Raw genomic sequence first — 19,737 nt, forward strand, 5'->3', positions numbered from 1 at the left:
TCGGCCTCACAGATCAGGATAGAGCGGGAAGCGCGCGCAGAGCTCGGCCACCTCGGCACGGACCTTGTCCTCGGTGGCGGAATTGCCCTCTTCGCCATTGGCGGCAAGGCCATCGACCACCTCGACGATCCAGCGGGCGATCTGCCGGAACTCGGCCTCTCCGAAACCGCGGGTGGTGCCCGCCGGGGCACCAAGGCGGATGCCCGAGGTGACAAAGGGTTTCTCGGGATCGAAGGGCACGCCATTCTTGTTGCAGGTGATATGGGCCCGGCCCAGGGCGGCCTCGGTCGCCTTGCCGGTCACGCCCTTGGGGCGCAGGTCGGCAAGGCAGAGATGGTTGTCGGTGCCGCCCGACACGATGTCGATGCCGCCCTTCATCAGCTCATCCGCCATGGCGCGGGCATTGGTGACGACCTGTGCCGCGTAATCCTTGAAGCCGGGCTCAAGGGCCTCGCCGAAGGCCACCGCCTTGGCGGCGATCACATGCATCAGCGGACCGCCCTGCAGGCCGGGGAAGACCGCCGAGTTGATCTTTTTCGCGATATCGGCGTCATTGGTCAGCACCATCCCGCCACGCGGACCGCGCAGCGATTTATGCGTGGTGGTGGTCACGACATGCGCATGCGGCAGCGGCGAGGGATGTTGCCCGCCCGCGACCAGCCCGGCGATATGGGCCATGTCCACCATCAGGTAGGCACCCACCTCGTCGGCAATCTTGCGGAAGGCCGCCCAGTCCCAGATGCGGCTATAGGCGGTGCCGCCGGCCAGGATCAGCTTGGGCTTGTGCTGGCGCGCCGCCTCGGCGATCGCCTCCATGTCCAGCAACTGATCCTGCTGGCGCACGCCGTAGCTGAGCACGTTGAACCATTTCCCCGACATGTTGACGGGCGAGCCATGGGTCAGGTGGCCGCCGGAATTCAGGTCCAGCCCCATGAAGGTATCGCCGGGTTTCAGCAGCGCCAGGAACACGGCCTGGTTCATCTGGCTGCCGCTATTGGGCTGCACATTGGCGAATTCGCAATCGAACAGCTCCTTGGCGCGCTCGATTGCCAGGTTCTCGACGATATCCACATATTGGCAGCCGCCATAGTAACGCTTGCCCGGATAGCCTTCGGCATATTTGTTGGTCAGGACCGTGCCCTGCGCCTCCAGCACCGCCTTCGAGACGATGTTTTCCGAGGCGATCAGTTCGATCTCGTCACGCTGGCGGCCCAGCTCCTTGCCGATGGCGGCGGCGATCTCTGGGTCGCGGCTGGTCAGGGCTTCGGTGAAAAATCCGTCGTCGCGGGTGGGGGCGTTCATCTGTCACGCGTCCTTTCTGGCTAAGCTGCGGCCGGGATAACGCCCTCATAACCCAAGCTCTGCCGGGCTAAAAGCAGCAAAACGACAGCTTGGAGGCCGGTTGCGGCGCGGACGGGGCTTGTCTTCGTCCCGATCAGCGCCGATGCTGCCCGGCAAGAGGAGCAAGCCGCAGCAGATGATGCCGAAAATCCATTTCACCGCCAGCCAGGCCGATATCGCGCGCGCGGCGCTGGCCAGTCTTTCCGCGCGATATGGCTGCGTCGATGCGGACCATGCCGATCTGGTCGTGGCGCTTGGCGGCGATGGCTTCATGCTGCAGACATTGCACGCCATGGAAGGCCGCGCCCTGCCGGTCTACGGGATGAACCGGGGCACGGTCGGCTTCCTGATGAACGCCTATGGCGAAGAGGATCTTCCGCGCAGGCTCGCCGAGGCGGAAGAGACGATCATCAACCCGCTGCGGATGAGCGCCACCTGCCGGGACGGATCGCTGCACGAGGCGCTGGCCATCAACGAGGTCAGCCTGCTGCGCGAAGGCCCGCAGGCGGCCAAGCTGCGCATCCATGTGGATGGCAAGAAACGCATGGATGAACTGGTCTGCGACGGTGCGCTGGTCTCGACCCCGGCTGGCTCCACCGCCTATAACTATTCCGCGCATGGCCCGATCCTGCCCATAGATTCCGAGGTATTGGCCCTGACGGCCATCGCGCCGTTCCGGCCCCGCCGCTGGCGGGGGGCGCTCTTGCCCAAGGATGCGCAGGTCGAGATAGAGGTGCTGAATCCCGAACGCCGCCCGGTCATGGCCGATGCCGATTCGCGTTCGATCCGGCATGTGACACGGGTGCATATCCACAGCGCCGCCGATATCTCGCACCGGCTGCTGTTCGACAGCGGCCACGGGCTGGAGGAACGGTTGATCCGCGAACAGTTCGTCTAGACAGGCGCCATGCCCTTGGGCAACGGCCCCCATGCGTCGCGCGGGTTTGACGGCGATTTCGTGCATCGAGGCGTAGGGACAGTTTCCATTTGGCGCATAATCTTTCGACAACGCGCCTGATTGTTTCCCAAATGGAATATATGGCCGCCGACGGAATCCGGATCGCGCCGGAAAACCCGAACTGCTCTCTTCTTCATGAAAGTATCCCCGGGGGGTCGCGGGCTGGGGCGCCACTGGTTCGAGAACCAGCCGGCGACGGGGGCAGGCAGCCCCCGGCCATCGCGGGACGCAAACCCCGCTACGCTCTATAGCCCGGGCGGCAGATGATCCGTCCAGCCGGTCGCCTCATGCCATGCCTGTCCCAAGCGCAGGATCGCCGCGTCGCTGCCTGCCGCTCCGGCCAGTTGCATCCCCATCGGCAGGCCATTCGCGCCGAATCCGACCGGCACCGAGAGACAGGGCAGCCCGGCAAGGCTGACCGGCACCACGATTTCCATCCAGCGGTGATAGGTGTCGGCGGGCTTGCCGCCCACGGTCTCGGGCCAGCGCCATTCGACCGGGAAGGGCCAGAACTGCGCGGTGGGCAGGGCGATGGCATCCACCTGCTCGAAGATCCGGGCGGCGCGGCGATACCATTGGCTGCGGATCGCGCTGGCCTCATAGACCTCGGCGGCGGACAGGTTCAGCCCCTGCTCGATCTCCCAGATGGCTTCGGGCTTCAGCAGGGCGCGCTTGGCGGGGTCCTCGTAAAGCGCCCGTTTCGCCCCGGCATTCAGGAAGGCGCGCAGGGTCATCCAGCTTTGCCACAGCTTTTCGGCCGGGAAGGGCGGGGCGAGGGGAACGATCTCGCAGCCGATCTCCCGCAGTTTCGCCAGCGCGGTCTCGCAGAGCGGCAGGATGCCATCCTCGCAGGGATAGGCGCCGCCCCAATCACCCAGCCAGCCGATCCGGGTTCCCGTCACCGGGGCGTCGAGCGTGGCGGCGAAATCACCGCCGGGACGGCTGAAGGGCAGGGCGGGATGCGGTCCGGCCATGATCGACAGCAGATGCGCAAGGTCGCGCGGGCTGCGCGCCATCGGGCCAAGCGTGGCCATGCTGGACATGAAGCTTTCGCCCGCAGGCTCGCCCGGCACCAGCCCCCAGCTTGGCCGGAAGCCGTAGACATTGCAGAAACCGGCGGGATTGCGCAGGCTGCCCATCATGTCCGAGCCATCCGCGACCGGCACCATCCGCGCCGCCAGCGCCGCCGCCGCCCCGCCCGAGGAGCCGCCAGCGCTGCGATCCGGGTCATAGGGGTTGCGGGTCGCCCCGAAGACCTCGTTGAAACTATGCGATCCTAGCCCCCATTCGGGCGTATTCGTCTTGCCGATGAAGATCGCCCCGGCCTTGCGCATCCGCGCCACGGCCACATCATCGGCGGGCGGAACGTGATCGCGGAAGATGGGCGAGCCCCAGGTGGTGCGGATCCCCTTGACCGCCGCGAGATCCTTGACCGCGACGGGCATGCCATGCAGGCAGCCCTTGCGGGGGCCCTGGTCGGCCTGCCGCGCCTCGGCCAGCAATTCGTCGCGGGGGCGCAGGCTGACGATGGCGTTGATATGCGGATTGACCGCCTCGATCCGGTCCAGATGCGCCGCCATCACCTCTTCGGCGCTCAGGCGGCGATCGGCCAGGGCGCGGGACAGGGTGTCGGCGTCAAGCTGCGTGGGGTCGGTCATCGGGGGCTCCGTCCTGTCGAATCATCGGGTGCTGCGCTTTGCCCATGTGCGGCATGTCCCGTCCATGGCACGGATCACCCTGCACAAATCTGCTGCAGGGCCAACCATTGCTGATCGGTCAGCAGGGGCTTGGGCGGCGGGCCGTCGCGGAACGGATCCGCCTCGATCAGGGGCATGACCGAGCGCCCGGTCGGATCAAGGGAGCGCGCATAGGGTTCGCTCGATATTCCCTTTTCCTCGAAAGCGCGCAGCAATCTTTCGTCACCGGGCGCCGGGGCGGACCGCTGGAGAAGCTGTTCGCCATAGCCGCGCAGGGCGTCCTCGGGCAGGGTGCCGAGCGTCAGCAGGCGCAGGACTGCCCCGGTGCCGGCATATTCCAGCGCGTCCAGCAGCAAGTCCCGCTCCGTGACGGCCATCTGCGCGGCGATCAGGTGGCCTGCGGCGGCCTCGGGGCCGGGGGCGGTAAGCAGCATGTCATTGCCGAGGACATAGACCTGGCCGGGCAGGCGGCGGGCGCCATTGACGGGCGCGGGGACGACATGGATTTCCGCGCCCTCGGCGATAAGCCTGGGGGCGATCCAGTCCAGCACCGCCCGTCCCGAGCTGCGTTCGCAGGTGGCGCCGGTGCTGCGGGTGATATCGGCCAGCACCGCCTTGCCGATCGCATGGGCCTGTGCCGGAGGGGCGATCCTGGCGGCGTGGCGGGTCATCGCGTCGGGCAGCCAGATCACCGCCGCCGCCGCCATGGCCAGCGCCGCGATCAGCATGAGCACGCCCCTGAGCCGTCCCGGATGGGCGCGGCGCAAGGCGATGGCGCGCTGGACCCGCTCGATCGCGTCGATCATCAGCGGATCGTCCACTTCCAGCGTCTCGTCGGGGCCATCGGCGCGGGGGCTGTAGATTGCCGGGATCTTGCCGGGATTGAGCCGGGTCACGGCGGGCAGCGACCAATGCGACAGCGGCCGGTCGGATTTCGGATCCGAAAGCGTGAGCGTCGCGTCGCCTACCGATACGATCACCTCGCGCAGCCGCGCCTCGGGCGTTTCGCGCCACGAGCCCTGCGCCTCCAGGCGTTCGAATTCCGTCAGCGCCGTCATGGGATCGGGTCATGCCTGTTGTTTTCCATGACCATAACGCGGTGACGGGGCTGGTCAATGCCTGGCAGTCGCCCGGACAGGGGGAGGTGAAGCCGGAATCATCCGATAAATCACATCATGGATGATCGATAGCAGGATGAATAAATTATACTTTTACAGGACAGGGCGGGCGGCGCGCCCCGTCGGGGCGCGCGCGATCCTCATTCGGTGGTTTCGGGCACCCGCATGCCCTTTTCGCGCGCCAGGATCCGCATCCGGTCCTGCAGTTTTTCAAAGGCGCGCACCTCGATCTGGCGAATCCGCTCGCGCGAGACGTCGTAGCGGCTGGACAGGTCTTCCAGCGTCATCGGATCGTCGCGCAGGCGGCGCTCCATCAGGATGTCCTTTTCGCGGTCGTTCAGCACGTCCATCGCCTCGATCAGCATCTGGCGGCGGGTGTCGAGTTCCTCGGATTCGGCATAGGACTCGGCCTGGTTGGCGTCCTCGTCCTCAAGCCAGTCCTGCCATTGTGCCGTCGAATCGCCATCGGCCGAGCCGACCGTCGCGTTCAGCGAGGCGTCACCGCCCGAGAGGCGGCGGTTCATCTCGGTCACCTCGCGCTCGGTCACGTTCAGGTCATGAGCAATCTGGGCGACATGGTCGGGGCGCAGATCGCCCTCTTCCAGCGCGCCGATGCGGGATTTGGCCTTGCGCAGGTTGAAGAACAGCTTCTTCTGCGCGCTGGTCGTGCCCATCTTCACCAGCGACCATGACCGCAGGATATATTCCTGGATCGAGGCGCGGATCCACCACATCGCATAGGTGGCCAGTCGAAAGCCCTTTTCGGGATCGAAACGCTTGACCGCCTGCATCAGCCCGACATTGGCCTCGGAGATCACCTCGGCCTGGGGCAGGCCATAGCCGCGATAGCCCATGGCGATCTTGGCGGCGAGCCGCAGATGGCTGGTCACCAGCCTGTGCGCGGCCGCGGAATCCTCGTGATCGGCCCATGCCTTGGCCAGCATGTATTCCTCTTCGGGTTCCAGCAGGGGAAACTTGCGGATTTCCTGAAGATAGCGGTTCAGGCCCTGTTCGGGACTGGGGGCGGGGAGATTGCCATAATTAGCCATATCGGTGGCCTTTCGCAGAGATAAAGATAACGCAGACGGGACGATCACGGTTCCGCGATGCGAAGGGTGACTGCGCCTGCCCGGCAAGGGGCATGTTCGAGCTTGAAAATTATTCTGGCTGGATTTTTCGGAATGGTAACGTGGGAACGGTTCACGTTCATGTCAAGACTTCGCGAGCCGCAGCATGTCCAGCAAGGTTTGCATATCGGCGGGGATCGGACTGTCGAACTCCATCATAGCACCGCTGACCGGATGTTCAAAGCCCAGATGCGCGGCATGCAGCGCCTGCCGGGGGAACGCGGCCGCCGCTTGGGCCGCCTCGCCAAGCGCCTTGACCGATGCCCGCCGCGCTCCGCCATAGACCGGATCACCGATCAGGCCCAGCCCCGCATGGGCCATGTGGACGCGAATCTGATGGGTGCGTCCGGTTTCCAGCCGGCATTCGACCAGCATGGCGGAAGGAGGACGGCCAAAGCTTTCGACCATCCGTGCCCGCGTCACCGCATGGCGGCCTTTGTCGAAATAGACCGCCTGTTTCTGCCGGTCCGTGGCATGGCGGGTCAGGCGCGAGGTGATCTTCAGCACGCCGCCATCCTCGAAACTGACACCGGGGGTGCCGCGCAGCCGCGGATCGGCGGCATCGATCACCCCATGCGCCAGCGCCAGGTAGCGGCGTTGCGCGCTATGCGCCTCGAACTGCGCGGCGAGGCCGTGATGGGCGCGGTCGGATTTCGCCACGACCAGAAGGCCCGAGGTATCCTTGTCGATCCGGTGCACGATGCCGGGGCGCCGTTCGCCCCCGATCCCGGAAAGCGTCTCGCCGCAATGCGCCAGCAGCGCGTTGACCAGCGTCCCCGAGGGCGAGCCCGGCGCGGGATGGACGACCATCCCGGCGGGCTTGTCGATCACGATCAGGTCGTCATCCTCATGGGCGATGTTCAGTGCAATCGCCTCTGGCCGGGTCTCGACGGGTTCCGGCTCGGGCAGGATGATGCGGTATTCCTGCCCCTCGGCCACTTTCGCCTTGCCGTCCCGCGCCACGCCGCCCGGCCCGCTGACCGCGCCATCGGCGATCAGCCGGGCAAGCCGGGACCGCGACAGCGCCGCTTCCTCTGGCACTGCCAGCGCAAGGGCCTTATCAAGCCGCTCAGGCGGATTGGCCGGGATGGTGATAACAAGGTTCGACATGAGCGATGATGATAGCGGTTGGAAAGAGGCAGCGAAAGCGGTTCCCGAACTGCGCTTCCTGAAAATGCTGGTCACCGGGCTGACGCTGGTGATGGGTTTCGGCATCGTGGCGATCGTCGCCCTGCTGTGGATAAGGATGGGCCAGCCGATGCTGCCCGAGCTGCCCGACAGCATCGCCTTGCCCGAGGGCGCGACGGCCGAGGCCGTCACCTTCGCCCGGGACTGGATCGTGGTGGTCACGGATGGCGGCGAGGTGCTGCTCTACGATCGCGAGGGCAGCCTGAAGGACCGGGTTCAGTCGCCCTGACGCCCGGCCTCCAGCGCGTCCAGCCTTGCCTTCAATTCGGCATTCTCGGTGCGGGCCTTGATGGCCATGTCACGCACGGCGTCGAATTCCTCGCGGGTCACGAAGTCGCGATCGGCCAGCCAGCGGTCGATCCAGCCTTTCATCGCCGTCTCTGCCTCGGTCTTGGCACCCTGGGCCACACCCATCGCATTTGTCATCAATTGCGAGACATCGTCGAAAAACTTGTTCTGCGTGGTCATTTAGCCTGATCCCTTGCTTTGCTTGCCCCCTATATGGGCCGCGCCGCGCCGGGGTTCAATATTGACACTGCCGGGCGCGGCGCTAGCGTGCGCCCCGACAACCGGCCCAGAGGCAGCATGATCCCCTTCCCCGACATATCGCCCGAGATTTTCACCATCCATATCGGCGGGTTTCCCCTGAGCCTGCGCTGGTATGCGCTGGCCTATCTGGCGGGGCTGCTGATCGGCTGGCGGATCATGGTCCGGATGATGCGGGGCGATGCCATCTGGGGCGACAAGGCGCCGATGAAGGGCGAGGCCGTCGATGACCTGCTGACCTGGGTGATCCTTGGCGTGATCTTCGGCGGGCGGTTGGGCTTCGTGCTGTTCTACGAGCCGGGCTATTACCTCGCCAATCCCGTCGAGATCGTGAAGGTCTGGCAGGGCGGGATGAGCTTTCACGGCGGTTTCGCCGGGGTGATCGTCGCCTCATGGCTGTTCTGCCGGGCGCGCGGCATTCCCCCGCTTCGCCTGGCCGATGCGATGGCGGTGGTCGCGCCTATCGGGCTGTTCTTTGGCCGCGTCGCCAATTTCATCAATGCCGAGTTGTGGGGGCGTCCGACCGATCTGCCCTGGGGGGTGATCTTCCCCGGCGAGGCCGCGCAATCCTGCCCCGGCATAGAGGGGCTCTGCGCTCGCCATCCAAGCCAGCTTTACGAGGCCGGGCTGGAAGGGCTGCTTCTGGGGCTGGTTCTCTGGGCGGTGGTGCGGGCAGGCGGGCTGCGCCGTCCGGGGCTTGCATTCGGAATTTTTCTTTCCGGATACGGGCTTGCACGCATATTCGTGGAATTGTTCCGACTTGCCGATGCGCAGTTCATCACGCCCGAGAACCCGCTTGGCCATGTTCTCGGCGGGCCTGTGATCGGGCTGACCATGGGGCAGGTCCTGTCCCTGCCGATGCTGCTGATCGGGCTGTTCTTCATCCTTCGCGCATGGCGTCGTGCCCCGGTCGCCACCGGCGCATGACCCCGCTGGCCGAGATCATCGTGCAGCGTATCCGGGCCACCGGGCCGATCACGCTGGCCGATTACATGGAGCTTTGCCTGCTCCATCCCCGTTACGGTTACTACGCCACCCGCGATCCTTTCGGACAGGCAGGGGATTTCACCACCGCGCCGGAGATCTCGCAGATTTTCGGCGAGTTATGCGGCCTGTCGCTGGCGCAGGCATGGATGGATCAGGGCCGTCCCGCGCCCTTCACGCTGGCCGAGCCGGGGCCGGGGCGCGGCACGCTGATGGCGGATATGCTGCGCGCCATGCGGGCAGTGCCGGGAATGGCCGAGGCCGCCGATGTGATGCTGATCGAGGCATCCGCTCACCTGCGTGGCCTTCAGCGCGAGAAGCTGGGCAATGTCCGGCATCTCGATGGAATCGAGGAATTGCCGGATAGTTCATTGTTCCTGATGGCAAATGAATTTCTCGATGCGCTGCCGATCCGGCAATTCCAGCGGGTCGAGGAAGGCTGGGCCGAGCGGGTCGTCGGGCTGGACAAGGACGGGCTGCGCATGGGGCTTGCTCCGCCGGTCGATCTGCCGCGCGCGGGGCGGATCGGCGATATCGTCGAGGATTGCCCGGCAGCGGTTGCCGTGACCGGGGCGATAGCGCGGCGGATCGCGGCACATGGCGGGGCGGCGATCATCGTCGATTACGGCGGCTGGAACGGCTATGGCGACACGTTCCAGGCCCTGCGGGCGCATGCGCCCGAGGATCCCCTAGCTCATCCCGGCGAGGCCGATCTGACCGCGCATGTCGATTTCGCGCCCCTGGCCGCGGCGGCGATCCGGGCCGGGGCAGAGGTGTCGCGCCCGCTGCATCAGGGCGACTGGCTGCTGTCGCTCGGCGCCGAAGCACGGGCGCGTCGGCTGGCAGAGGCGGGGGACGAGGGCGCGATGGATGCGCTTCGGCGCTTGACCAGCCGGGACGAAATGGGTCACCTGTTCAAGGCGATGGCCATCTGGCCGAAAGGGGCGCCGCCGGTGCCCGGGTTTGACGCGCTGAGGCATCATGCAGACGACGCTTGAGATCCTGACCAATCCTTTGCTTGCCGATGTGAGACATGGTTTCTTCACGCGAAAGGGCGGGGCTTCCTCGGGGCTCTTCTCGGGGCTGAACTGTGGGCGCGGCAGCAGCGATCAGGGCGACATGGTTTCGCTGAACCGGGCGCGCGTGGCCGAGGCGATGGGCGTGCCGGTGGATCGGCTGGCCAGCGTCAACCAGGTGCATTCGGCGGATGTGGTCACGCTGGAGGCCGGCGACGATCTGCAGAAAATAAGTGAAATCAAGGCCGACGGGCTGGTCACCAAGCAGCATGGCATCGCTCTTGCGGTGCTGACCGCGGATTGCCAGCCGATCCTTCTGGCCGATCCGGCGGCCGCCATCATCGGGGCCTGCCATGCCGGATGGCGCGGTGCCCTGGGCGGTATCATCGAAGCGACGGTCGAGGCCATGCGGGCGCTTGGGGCGCAGGAAATCCGGGCGGTGATCGGCCCGACGATCAGCCAGCGCGCCTACGAGGTCGGCGAGGATTTCATGGAGGATTTCCTTGCCGAGGACCCGGATCATGCACGGTTTTTCAGCGGCGGACCGAATGGCCGTCCGATGTTCGACCTGCCATCCTTCGGCCTGTCGCGGTTGCGCGGGGCAGGTGTCGAGGCGGAATGGTCCGGGCATTGCACCTATTCCGATCCCGAGCGCTTCTTCAGCTATCGCCGCTCCACGCATGAGGGGCAGGTGGATTACGGGCGGCTGATCTCTGTCATCACGCTATAGGTCGCAAGAACTGCGGGCGTTGCGCGGCTCTGGCCGTGATTTCGAGCGGCAGGGTGCAGGGATTATTTCCATTTGGCGCATTATCTTTTGAACATGCGGATAATTGCTTCCACCATGGAATAAATAGCTGCAAGCAGGATCCGGATCACGGGAAGGCCCAAGCCTCTTTCTCCCTCCGATACTCTTCTTCTTCATGGAGATATCCCCGGGGGTCGTGGGTTGGGACGCCACTGGTTCGAGAACCAGCCGGCGACGGGGGCAGGCAACCCCCCGGCCATTGCGGGACGCAAGGAAGCACGCCTCACGGTTCCGCTTTCTACCCCTTGCCGAAAGCGTCCGGGTTGTCGGCGCGCAGGCGCGGGAAGATCTCGGCGATCCGGCCAAGATGTCTTTCGCAGGCCGCGACGGCGCGGTCGGCATCGCGGGCATGCAGAGCCGCCAGGATCTCGCGATGCTCGGCCAGCGCAATCGACGCGCCGAAGGACAGCGACAGGTAGCGCGCCCGGTCCATGTGGCCCTTGTTCTCCTTGATCAGCGTCCAGGCGAATTCCAGGCCGGTATAGGCGCAGATATCGTGGTGAAACTGGTCGTCCAGCGCGTGGAACTCGGCCCGCTGGTCGGCCTTGACCGCCACCTCCTGCCGTTCGACCAATTCGTCCAGCGCGGCGAGGTGATCCTTTGTCAGCCGCTCGGCGGCCTTGCGCAGGCAGGCGGTCTCCAGCGCCAGCCGGATGAATTGCGCCTGCAGGATCGATTCCTCGGAAATCGCGGTGACGATGGTGGCGCGCTGCGGGCGGATCTCGATGAAGCCCTGTTGCGAGAGGCGATAGAACGCATCCCGGACCGGCTGCCGCGAGACGCCTATCTTCGCGGCAACCTCGGCCTCGGACAGCCTGGTTCCGGGCGGCAGGCTGAGATCGATCACGCGCTTGTACAATTCCTCGAAGATCTGGTCGGTCACCGTGCGCGGGCGCAGGTCGTCCAGTGTCGGCAATCCGCGATGGGGCGAGATGTTCCGTGACGGCATGGCGAGTGGCTCCGGTTGACCCAACTTGTAAACTAGCATATTAGCAGACTCGAACAAGGGCAAGTGAGTCGGGGAGGACGCATGGCATTGCTGGACGAGGACCGGTTGTTTCCTGCCGAGGGCCGCGCCCGCGATTTGGCGCGCGGGCTGTATGCCGAGATCCGGGACCTGCCGATCATCAGCCCGCATGGCCATACCGACCCGCGCTGGTATGCCGAGGACGCGGCCTTTCCCGATCCCGCCCAGCTTTTCGTGACGCCGGATCATTACGTTTTCCGCATGCTTTGCTCGCAGGGGGTGGAACTGGCCGATCTGGGCGTGCCGCGCGCCGATGGTGGCCCGGTCGAGACGGATGGGCGCAGGATCTGGCGGCTCTTTGCAGGTCATTACCACCTGTTCCGGGGCACGCCCTCGCGGATCTGGCTGGACCATTCCTTCCAGCATGTCTTCGGGATCGACCGGCGGCTGACGGCGGAAACGGCGGATTGGTATTACGACCATATCGCCGATTGCCTCGCCAAGCCGGAATTTCGCCCGCGCGCCCTGTTCAAGCGTTTCGGCATCGAGGCGATCGCCACGACCGAGGCGGCGACCGACGATCTGCGCTGGCACCGGATGATCCGCGAGTCGGATTGGGACGGGCGGGTGATCACCGCCTATCGTCCCGATGGCGTGATCGATCCCGAGATGGACGGTTTCGCGGGCAATGTCGCACTGATGGGGCAACAGACGGGCCTCGATACCGCGACATGGCAGGGTTACCTGGATGCCCATCGCGCGCGGCGGGCCTATTTCAAGGAATTCGGCGCGACATCTTCCGATCACGGCCATCCTTCGGCCCGGACCGAGGATCTGCCGCAGGCCGAGGCGGCGGCGCTGTTCCAGAAGGCACTGCGCGGGGAATGCTCGGCTGAAGAGGCGGATGCCTTCCGCGGCCATATGCTGACCGAGATGGCGCGGATGAGCCTTGAGGACGGGCTGGTGCTGCAGATCCATCCTGGCTCGCGGCGCAATCATTCCGGTCAGGTGATGGCGATGTTCGGGCGCGACAAGGGGTTCGATATTCCCGGCCGCACCGATTACGTCACGGCGCTGCGCCCGCTGCTGAACGCGGTGGGGATGCGGCCTGAGCTGACGGTGATCCTGTTCACGCTGGACGAGACATCCTATTCGCGCGAACTGGCGCCGCTGGCCGGGGTCTATCCCTGCCTGCGCCTTGGCCCGGCATGGTGGTTTTACGACAGCGCCGAGGGCATGCGCCGCTTCCGCGAGATGACGACCGAGACGGCGGGTTTCTACAATACCGTCGGCTTCAACGACGACACGCGCGCCTTCTGTTCGATCCCCGCCCGGCATGATGTCGCGCGGCGGGTGGATTGCGCCTACCTTGCCACGCTGGTCGCGACCGGGCGGCTGGCCGAGGACGAGGCGCATGAGCTGGCGCGTGACCTGGCATATGAGCTCGCGAAACGGGCCTACAGGCTTTGAACTTCACAGAGGGAGGAAACGAGATGAAATTCCTGACGACGACACTGGCCGGATTGCTGGCATCCGCCGCGCTGGCGACGGCTGCGGCTGCGGAATGCGAGATGACGCTGCGGTCATCGGACACCCATCCCGACGGTTATCCGACCGTCGAGGGCGTCAAGGCGATGGCCGAGGAGGTCAAGGAAAAGACCGAGGGCCGGATCTGCATCGAGGTCTTCCCCTCGGCGCAATTGGGCGAGGAAAAGGACACGATCGAGCAGACCCAGTTCGGGGTGATCGACATGGTCCGCGCCTCTTTCGGGACGTTCAACGATATCGTGCCGGTGACGCAGCTTTTCTCGCTGCCCTACCTGTTCCGCTCGGAAGAGCATATGCATAACGTCCTCGACGGTCCCATCGGCGAAGAGGTGGGCGCGAAATTCGAGGAGCACGACCTCGTTGCGCTGGCCTATTACGATGGCGGGGCGCGCAGCTTCTACAATTCGCAGAAGCCCATCGAGTCGATCGAGGATCTGGCGGGGATGAAGTTCCGCGTCATGCAGAACGATGTTTTCGTGGACATGATGGACGCGCTTGGCGCCAATGCCACGCCGATGCCGTATGGCGAAGTCTATTCGGCGATCCAGACCGGGGTCATCGACGGGGCCGAGAACAACTATCCCAGCTATGACAGTTCGGGCCATGCCGAGGTGGCGAAATATTTCACGCTGGACCAGCATTTGATGGTGCCTGAGTTGGTCGCCGTCTCGAAAATGACCTGGGACAAGCTGTCGCCCGAGGACCAGGAGATCATGCGCGAGGCCGCCCGGAATTCGGCGGATCTGCAGCGCCAGCTCTGGGCCGATCAGGAAGCGGCTTCCGAGGAGAAGGTGGTCGAGGCCGGGTCCGAGGTGATCAAGGAGATCGACAAGACCCCCTTCATCGAGGCGATGGTGCCGGTTTACGAGAAATACGTGACCACGCCCGAGGATCAGGACCTGGTCAAGCGGATCCAGGAAACCGAGTGATCGAGGCGCTGCCCGCGGGTTTCCCGCGGGCAGCATTCCCATCGGAGGGCAGGTGATGCGTGACGCGTTGGTAAGACTGGCCGGATGGACCGGTGCGCTGGCCCGGGCCGGGCTGTGGACCGCGGGCGTGGGGCTGGTGCTGATGACGGCATTCGTCTTTGCGCAGGTCTGCTTCCGTTATCTTCTGGGCAGCAGCCTGTTCTGGGCAGAACCGGCCAGCGTCATGCTGATGGGCTGGTTCATCTTTCTCGGTGCGGCGGTCGGCGTGAAGGAGGGTTACCACCTGTCTTTCGACGTCGGCCTGATGATCGTGCCGGAAAGCTGGCGGGCATGGTTTCACAGCCTCTCGGATATCGTGGTCGTGGCCTTTGGATTCGGCATGACCTGGTTCGGCGGGCAGTTGGCCGCCAAGGCGGCGGGTGGCGACATCCCCGGTCTTGGCATTTCGCGGCTATGGGATTTCGCGCCGCTGATGGCCGGAGGCGTGCTGCTGATGCTGTTCTCGATCGAGCGCATCCTGCGCCGCGCGGCGGGGCTGCGCACCCTGCGCTTTGGCGACAATGCCGATGACGACCTGCCGGAATCCGACCGGCAAAACGGAGCGTGAACCGATGGAATACTGGATTCTTTTCGGCAGTTTCACCGGGCTGCTGCTGATCGGCACGCCGGTCGCCTTCTGCCTTGGCGCGGCCAGCTTTTTCACCGTGCTCTACCTTGGCCTGCCGCCGGTGGTGGTGTTCCAGCGCCTGAATTCCGGGATCTCGGTCTTTGCGCTGATGGCCATTCCCTTCTTTATCTATTCCGGCGACCTGATGGTGCGCGGAGATATCGCCCGCAGGCTGGTGGCGCTGGCGGGCAGCGTGGTCGGTCATCTGAGGGGCGGGCTGGGGCAGGTGAACATCATCGCCTCGCTGATGTTCGGCGGTGTGTCGGGTTCCGCCGCCGCCGATGCCTCGGCTGTCGGCGGGCTGATGGTGCCGCAGATGAAGAAGCGCGGATACGATGTTGACTATGCGGTGAATATCACCGTTGTCAGCTCGATCATTGCGCTGATGATCCCGCCTTCGCATAACATGATCATCTATTCCATCGCCGCGGGCGGACGGCTGTCCATCGCCGACCTGTTCACCGCCGGGATCATTCCGGGGATGCTGCTGGCGCTGGCGCTGATGATCGCCGCCTGGTGGGTCGCCCGCAAGAAGGGCTACCCGACCGAGCCTTTCCCCGGCCTGCGCATGATGGGCGTGCTGTTCGTCTCGGCGCTGCCCGGCCTGATCCTGATCGCGATCATCTTCGGCGGGGTGCGCTCGGGCTTTTTCACCGCCTCGGAAAGCTCGAATATCGCGGTGGTCTATGCGCTGCTGATCACCGCGCTGGTCTATCGCAGCCTGCCATGGAGCGAATTCGTCGAGGCGACCAAGGGCGCGGTCCGCACCACCGCGATGGTGCTGCTGGTCATCGGCTGCGCGGCCTGTTTCGGTTGGCTGCTGGCCTATATGAAAGTGCCGGCGCAACTGGTCGAGTTCCTGCAGAACGTCTCGAACAACCCGCTGGTGATCCTGCTCTTGATGAACGTGATCCTGCTGATCCTGGGCACCTTCATGGACATGTCGCCGCTGATCGTCATCACCACGCCGATCTTCTTGCCGGTGGCGCAGGCTTTCGGGGTCGATCCGGTGCATTTCGGGGTGATCCTGGTGCTGAACCTTGGCATCGGGCTGTGCACGCCGCCGGTGGGCGCGGTGCTGTTCGTCGGCTGCGCGGTCGGCAAGATCAGCATCTGGCAGGCGATGCGCACGATCTGGCCCTTCTATGGCGCGGCATTCCTGACCCTGATGCTGGTGACCTACATTCCCGCCCTTTCCCTCTGGCTTCCCTCGGTGTTCAGATGAGCGATCCAATCCGTACCGTCCTTGCCCATGCGCCCGAATTGATGGTCGTCCGCTTTGCCTTCAAGGCAGGCGACCAAGGCGCGCTGCACAGCCATCCGCATGTGCAATCGACCTATGTCCGCTCGGGCCGTTTCCGTTTCACCATGGATGGCCGCGAATTCGAGGTCGGGCCGGGCGATGCCTTCACGGTCCCCCCGGGCACCGAGCATGGCTGCCTGTGTCTTGAGGAAGGGGAGTTGATCGACAATTTCACCCCGCGCCGCGACGATTTTTTGTGAAGGGTGCGGGATGGTTTTGAAATGACCTCGATTCTTCCGGATCACCTACTGCGTCACCGCTATGTCCCTGCGCGGAATCAAGGCCCAACAGGCCGCCGCGCAGCGCCCGGCCGCCCCGTCACGCTCTGCGTGCAAAGCACGACGGACGGGCGCTTTGGTGACGTTGTCCTGCGGATTGGGCTTCATCCGGGGCTGCACGATAAAACGCTGACCACAAGCCGTCATGCGCCCATCCGCAGCCGGGCGCTGCACGGCTCTGTCCGTCCATCTGATCCGCCACATTTGAATTCTGCCAAGTTACAGGAGCCAACATGACCCATGTCGAAACCCGCCACGCGATCCATCCCGAACATGCCAAGGCCATGGACACTGCCACGCTGCGCCAGCATTTCCTGGCCGAGGGGCTGTTCGCGGATGGCGAGATCCGGCTGGTTTACACCCATTACGACCGTTTCGTGGTCGGCGGGGCCGTGCCCGGGGACAAATCCCTGACGCTGGACCGGATCGAAGAAACCAAGACCCCGAATTTCCTCGACCGGCGCGAGATGGGGATCGTCAATATCGGCGGTCCGGGCCGGGTCGAGGCGGCCGGGCAGGGCTGGGACATGGCTTATGGCGATGTGCTTTACCTCGGCATGGGCTCCGGCGCGGTGACGTTTTCAGGCGAGGGGCGGTTCTATATCACCTCGGCCCCCGCGCATCGGGAACTGCCCTGCCGGCTGGTCACGGTGGATGAGGCGAAAGAGGTCAGGCTGGGCGCGGTCGAGACCTCGAACAAGCGGACCATCCGCCAGTTCATCCACCCGCTGGTGATGGAAAGCTGCCAGCTTGTGCTGGGCTATACGACGCTGGAGGATGGCTCGGTCTGGAACACCATGCCCGCCCATGTGCATGACCGCCGGATGGAGGCTTATCTCTATCACGGCATGGAGCCCGAATCGCGGGTATTGCACCTGATGGGCGAGCCGCAGGAGACGCGGCATCTTTTCGTCGCCAACGAGCAGGCGGTGATTTCTCCGACATGGTCGATCCATTCCGGCGCGGGGATCGGCGGCTATACCTTCATCTGGGCGATGGCGGGCGATAACGTGGATTACACGGATATGGACTTCATCCAGCCGGAGGATTTGCGGTGAATCCCTTTTCGTTGGACGGACAGGTTGCGCTGGTGACCGGCGCGAATACCGGGATCGGGCAGGCGATTGCCGTGGCCATGGCGCAGGCCGGGGCCGAGGTGATCGCCGCCGGGCGGCGCGATTGCGACGAGACCTTGGCGCTGATGGGCTCGGGCCGGGCCATGCGCCTGGATTTCACCGATCCAATGGCGGCGAGGGATGTCTTTGCCGGTGAGCGCATCGATATCCTGGTGAACAACGCGGGCATCATCCGGCGCGAGGACGCGGCTGAGTTTTCCGAGGTCGATTGGGACGATGTCATGGATGTCAATCTCAAGGCGCTGTTCTTCACCTGCCAGGCTTTCGCGCGTGCGGCCTTGCCGCGCGGGCGGGGCAAGATCGTCAATATCGCGTCGCTGCTCAGTTTCCAGGGCGGCATTCGCGTGCCCTCCTACACGGCGAGCAAGCATGGCGTGGCGGGGCTGACCAAGCTGATGGCGAATGAATGGGCGGCGCGGGGGCTCAATGTGAACGCGATCGCGCCGGGCTATATCGAGACGAACAACACGCAGGCCCTGCGCGCCGATCCCGATCGCTCGCAGGCGATCCTGGATCGGATCCCGGCGGGTCGTTGGGGCAGGCCCGAGGATATCGGGCAGACGGCGGTGTTTCTTGCCGCGTCCGCCTCGGATTACGTCAACGGGGCGGTGCTGAATGTCGATGGAGGATGGCTTGCGAGATAGGCTTTACCGTGAAGCCTCGGCTTCGCCCGCAGGCATCGTGCATCTGGGGCTCGGCGCGTTCTTCCGTGCCCATGGCGCGATCTATATCGCCGAGGCAATGGCCAAATCCGGCGGCGATTGGGGCATCACCGGCGTGTCGCTGCAATCCCCCGGCACGCGCGACCGGCTGCGCCCGCAGGGCTGGGCCTATACCGCGCTGGAGCTTGGCCCCGAAGGCGAGAAGCCGCAGGTTGTCTCCGTGCTGCGCGAGGTGCTCGTCGCGCCCGAGGACCGGCAGGCGGTGCTGGACGCGATGGCCGCACCGCAGGTGAAGATCGTCAGCCTGACCGTGACCGAGAAGGGCTATTGCCATGAACCCTCGACCGGGCGTCTGAACCGCGAGCATCCCGATATCCGCCACGACCTGGCCGAGCCGCTGCCGAAAACCGCTCCGGGCTTTCTCGTGCGGGGTTTGCAGGCGCGGCGGGCGGCGGGGCTGCGGCCCTTCACCGTGCTGTGCTGCGACAACCTGCCGGAAAACGGTCATGTCGTGCGGGGCGTGGTGCTGGAGCTTGCCCGGCTGATCGATCCGGCGCTGGCCGACTGGATCGAGGCCGAGGGCGCGTTTCCCTCGACCATGGTGGACCGGATCGTGCCCGCAACCAGCCCCACTGATCTGAACCGGCTGGAGGCATTGACGGGCGCGCGCGACGAGGCCCCGGTGATGCATGAGCCGTTCCGGCAATGGGTCGTCGAGGATCGTTTCGTCGATGACGCCCGCCCCGACCTTGCATCGGTCGGCGTGCAGATGGTCGAGGATGTGACGCCTTTCGAGCATATGAAGCTGCGGATGCTGAACGGCACCCATTCCTCGCTGGCCTATCTGGGTTATCTCGCGGGATACGAGACCATCGCCGACACGGTCGCCGATCCGGATTTCTCGGCATTCGTCCGGGGGTTGTGGCAGGGCGAGATCATTCCCGCGCTGACCCCGCCCCCCGGCGTCGATCTGGCGGCTTACGCGGATGCGCTGCATGAGCGCTATGCCAATCCCGCGATCCGGCATCGGACATGGCAGATCGCCATGGATGGCAGCCAGAAACTGCCGCAGCGGATCCTTGGCACCATTGCCGAGGCGCGGGCCGCGGGCAGGGCGGTGCCGGGGCTTACCTTGGCAGTCGCGGCATGGATGCGCTATGTCTCGGGCCGTGACGAGGCCGGGCAGGTGATCGAGGTCAAGGACCCGCTCGCGCCCCGGCTGGCCGAATTGTGGCAGGAGGAGCCGGCCCGGACCGTGCAAGGCTTTCTTGCGCTGGCCGAGGTCTTTCCCCCGGTCTTGCGCGAGGATGCGGGCTTTGCCGATGACCTGACGGCGGCATTGTCGGGATTGGTCGAAAAGGGCGCAAGGGCGATGATCAGGGAGCGCGCGAATGGCTGAGCCCCGGTCCTCGACCCGGCCGATGATGGGGCGATCCTGACCGGAAAGGGTATCGCTCCTGCCGG

20 protein-coding genes are annotated in these 19,737 nt (G+C 65.2%); 13 read left to right on the top strand and 7 right to left on the bottom strand.

The window, feature by feature from the left end:
- Nucleotides 1-6: 6 nt before the first annotated feature.
- On the bottom strand, nt 7-1,302 hold the full coding sequence (glyA, locus tag A7A09_RS11850; protein WP_123225486.1) for a serine hydroxymethyltransferase: 1,296 nt from the start codon (nt 1,300-1,302) through the stop codon (nt 7-9).
- Nucleotides 1,303-1,477: 175 nt separating this feature from the next.
- On the opposite strand from glyA, the gene A7A09_RS11855 reads away from it, so the two are divergent.
- Nucleotides 1,478-2,239 (top strand): NAD kinase, encoded by a 762-nt coding sequence (locus tag A7A09_RS11855; protein ID WP_106691804.1) that lies wholly within the window; start codon nt 1,478-1,480, stop codon nt 2,237-2,239.
- A 305-nt stretch (nt 2,240-2,544) separates the two neighbouring features.
- Here the strand turns inward: A7A09_RS11855 and A7A09_RS11860 are convergent, their stop codons facing one another.
- The 4 genes from A7A09_RS11860 to A7A09_RS11875 all read right to left on the bottom strand — a co-directional run bounded on the left by A7A09_RS11860 (nt 2,545) and on the right by A7A09_RS11875 (nt 7,351).
- Nucleotides 2,545-3,957, bottom strand: a complete 1,413-nt coding sequence (locus A7A09_RS11860; protein ID WP_106691613.1) for an amidase — start codon at nt 3,955-3,957, stop codon at nt 2,545-2,547.
- A 74-nt stretch (nt 3,958-4,031) separates the two neighbouring features.
- Nucleotides 4,032-5,054 carry a hypothetical protein gene (locus A7A09_RS11865; RefSeq protein ID WP_106691614.1) on the bottom strand — a complete coding sequence of 341 codons (1,023 nt, stop codon included), beginning with the start codon at nt 5,052-5,054 and terminating at the stop codon, nt 4,032-4,034.
- Nucleotides 5,055-5,254: 200 nt separating this feature from the next.
- Complete coding sequence (gene rpoH, locus A7A09_RS11870) at nt 5,255-6,163, bottom strand: RNA polymerase sigma factor RpoH (RefSeq protein ID WP_106691615.1); 909 nt, start codon at nt 6,161-6,163, stop codon at nt 5,255-5,257.
- A 162-nt stretch (nt 6,164-6,325) separates the two neighbouring features.
- Nucleotides 6,326-7,351, bottom strand: coding sequence for an RluA family pseudouridine synthase (locus A7A09_RS11875; protein WP_106691616.1), 1,026 nt, complete (start codon nt 7,349-7,351; stop codon nt 6,326-6,328).
- Here A7A09_RS11875 and A7A09_RS11880 point away from each other — a divergent pair.
- Nucleotides 7,350-7,658 carry a DUF6476 family protein gene (locus A7A09_RS11880; protein ID WP_106691617.1) on the top strand — a complete coding sequence of 103 codons (309 nt, stop codon included), beginning with the start codon at nt 7,350-7,352 and terminating at the stop codon, nt 7,656-7,658. The genes A7A09_RS11875 and A7A09_RS11880 overlap by 2 nt on opposite strands.
- On the opposite strand, the gene A7A09_RS11885 is transcribed toward A7A09_RS11880, so the two are convergent.
- On the bottom strand, nt 7,646-7,897 hold the full coding sequence (locus A7A09_RS11885) for an accessory factor UbiK family protein (protein WP_106691618.1): 252 nt from the start codon (nt 7,895-7,897) through the stop codon (nt 7,646-7,648). The two genes, A7A09_RS11880 and A7A09_RS11885, sit on opposite strands and share 13 nt — an antisense overlap.
- Before the next feature lie 117 nt (nt 7,898-8,014).
- Here A7A09_RS11885 and lgt point away from each other — a divergent pair, with 117 nt between their 5' ends.
- Genes lgt through pgeF form a run of 3 tightly spaced genes read left to right on the top strand, consistent with a single transcriptional unit; the run spans nt 8,015 to nt 10,705 of the window.
- A complete protein-coding gene (lgt, locus tag A7A09_RS11890; RefSeq protein ID WP_106691805.1) occupies nt 8,015-8,902 on the top strand; it encodes a prolipoprotein diacylglyceryl transferase in 888 nt (295 codons plus the stop codon).
- On the top strand, nt 8,899-9,957 hold the full coding sequence (locus A7A09_RS11895; RefSeq protein WP_106691619.1) for a class I SAM-dependent methyltransferase: 1,059 nt from the start codon (nt 8,899-8,901) through the stop codon (nt 9,955-9,957). The genes lgt and A7A09_RS11895 overlap by 4 nt, the downstream gene beginning before the upstream one ends.
- Nucleotides 9,941-10,705: a peptidoglycan editing factor PgeF gene (gene pgeF, locus A7A09_RS11900; RefSeq protein ID WP_106691620.1), complete on the top strand. Its 765-nt coding sequence runs from the start codon at nt 9,941-9,943 to the stop codon at nt 10,703-10,705. The genes A7A09_RS11895 and pgeF overlap by 17 nt, the downstream gene beginning before the upstream one ends.
- 316 nt (nt 10,706-11,021) lie before the next feature.
- Here pgeF and A7A09_RS11905 read toward each other — a convergent pair whose 3' ends face one another.
- Nucleotides 11,022-11,732 (bottom strand): GntR family transcriptional regulator, encoded by a 711-nt coding sequence (locus tag A7A09_RS11905; RefSeq protein WP_106691621.1) that lies wholly within the window; start codon nt 11,730-11,732, stop codon nt 11,022-11,024.
- Nucleotides 11,733-11,813: 81 nt separating this feature from the next.
- Here A7A09_RS11905 and uxaC point away from each other — a divergent pair, with 81 nt between their 5' ends.
- The 8 genes from uxaC to A7A09_RS11950 all read left to right on the top strand — a co-directional run bounded on the left by uxaC (nt 11,814) and on the right by A7A09_RS11950 (nt 19,672).
- Complete coding sequence (gene uxaC, locus A7A09_RS11910) at nt 11,814-13,220, top strand: glucuronate isomerase (RefSeq protein WP_106691622.1); 1,407 nt, start codon at nt 11,814-11,816, stop codon at nt 13,218-13,220.
- Nucleotides 13,221-13,243: 23 nt separating this feature from the next.
- Complete coding sequence (locus A7A09_RS11915; protein ID WP_106691623.1) at nt 13,244-14,227, top strand: TRAP transporter substrate-binding protein; 984 nt, start codon at nt 13,244-13,246, stop codon at nt 14,225-14,227.
- Nucleotides 14,228-14,282: 55 nt separating this feature from the next.
- Nucleotides 14,283-14,834, top strand: coding sequence for a TRAP transporter small permease (locus A7A09_RS11920; RefSeq protein WP_106691624.1), 552 nt, complete (start codon nt 14,283-14,285; stop codon nt 14,832-14,834).
- Nucleotides 14,835-14,838: 4 nt separating this feature from the next.
- Complete coding sequence (locus A7A09_RS11925) at nt 14,839-16,119, top strand: TRAP transporter large permease (protein WP_106691625.1); 1,281 nt, start codon at nt 14,839-14,841, stop codon at nt 16,117-16,119.
- Nucleotides 16,116-16,397 (top strand): cupin domain-containing protein, encoded by a 282-nt coding sequence (locus tag A7A09_RS11930; protein ID WP_106691626.1) that lies wholly within the window; start codon nt 16,116-16,118, stop codon nt 16,395-16,397. Before A7A09_RS11925 ends, A7A09_RS11930 begins: the two co-directional genes overlap by 4 nt.
- A 311-nt stretch (nt 16,398-16,708) precedes the next feature.
- Nucleotides 16,709-17,533 (top strand): 5-dehydro-4-deoxy-D-glucuronate isomerase, encoded by an 825-nt coding sequence (gene kduI, locus A7A09_RS11940; protein ID WP_106691628.1) that lies wholly within the window; start codon nt 16,709-16,711, stop codon nt 17,531-17,533.
- Nucleotides 17,530-18,255, top strand: coding sequence for a 2-dehydro-3-deoxy-D-gluconate 5-dehydrogenase KduD (gene kduD, locus A7A09_RS11945; RefSeq protein ID WP_106691629.1), 726 nt, complete (start codon nt 17,530-17,532; stop codon nt 18,253-18,255). Before kduI ends, kduD begins: the two co-directional genes overlap by 4 nt.
- Nucleotides 18,233-19,672 (top strand): mannitol dehydrogenase family protein, encoded by a 1,440-nt coding sequence (locus tag A7A09_RS11950; RefSeq protein WP_106691806.1) that lies wholly within the window; start codon nt 18,233-18,235, stop codon nt 19,670-19,672. Before kduD ends, A7A09_RS11950 begins: the two co-directional genes overlap by 23 nt.
- Nucleotides 19,673-19,737: the final 65 nt, after the last annotated feature.

The organism is Paracoccus methylarcula (assembly GCF_003007735.2).
Taxonomy (GTDB): Bacteria; Pseudomonadota; Alphaproteobacteria; order Rhodobacterales; family Rhodobacteraceae; genus Paracoccus; species Paracoccus methylarcula.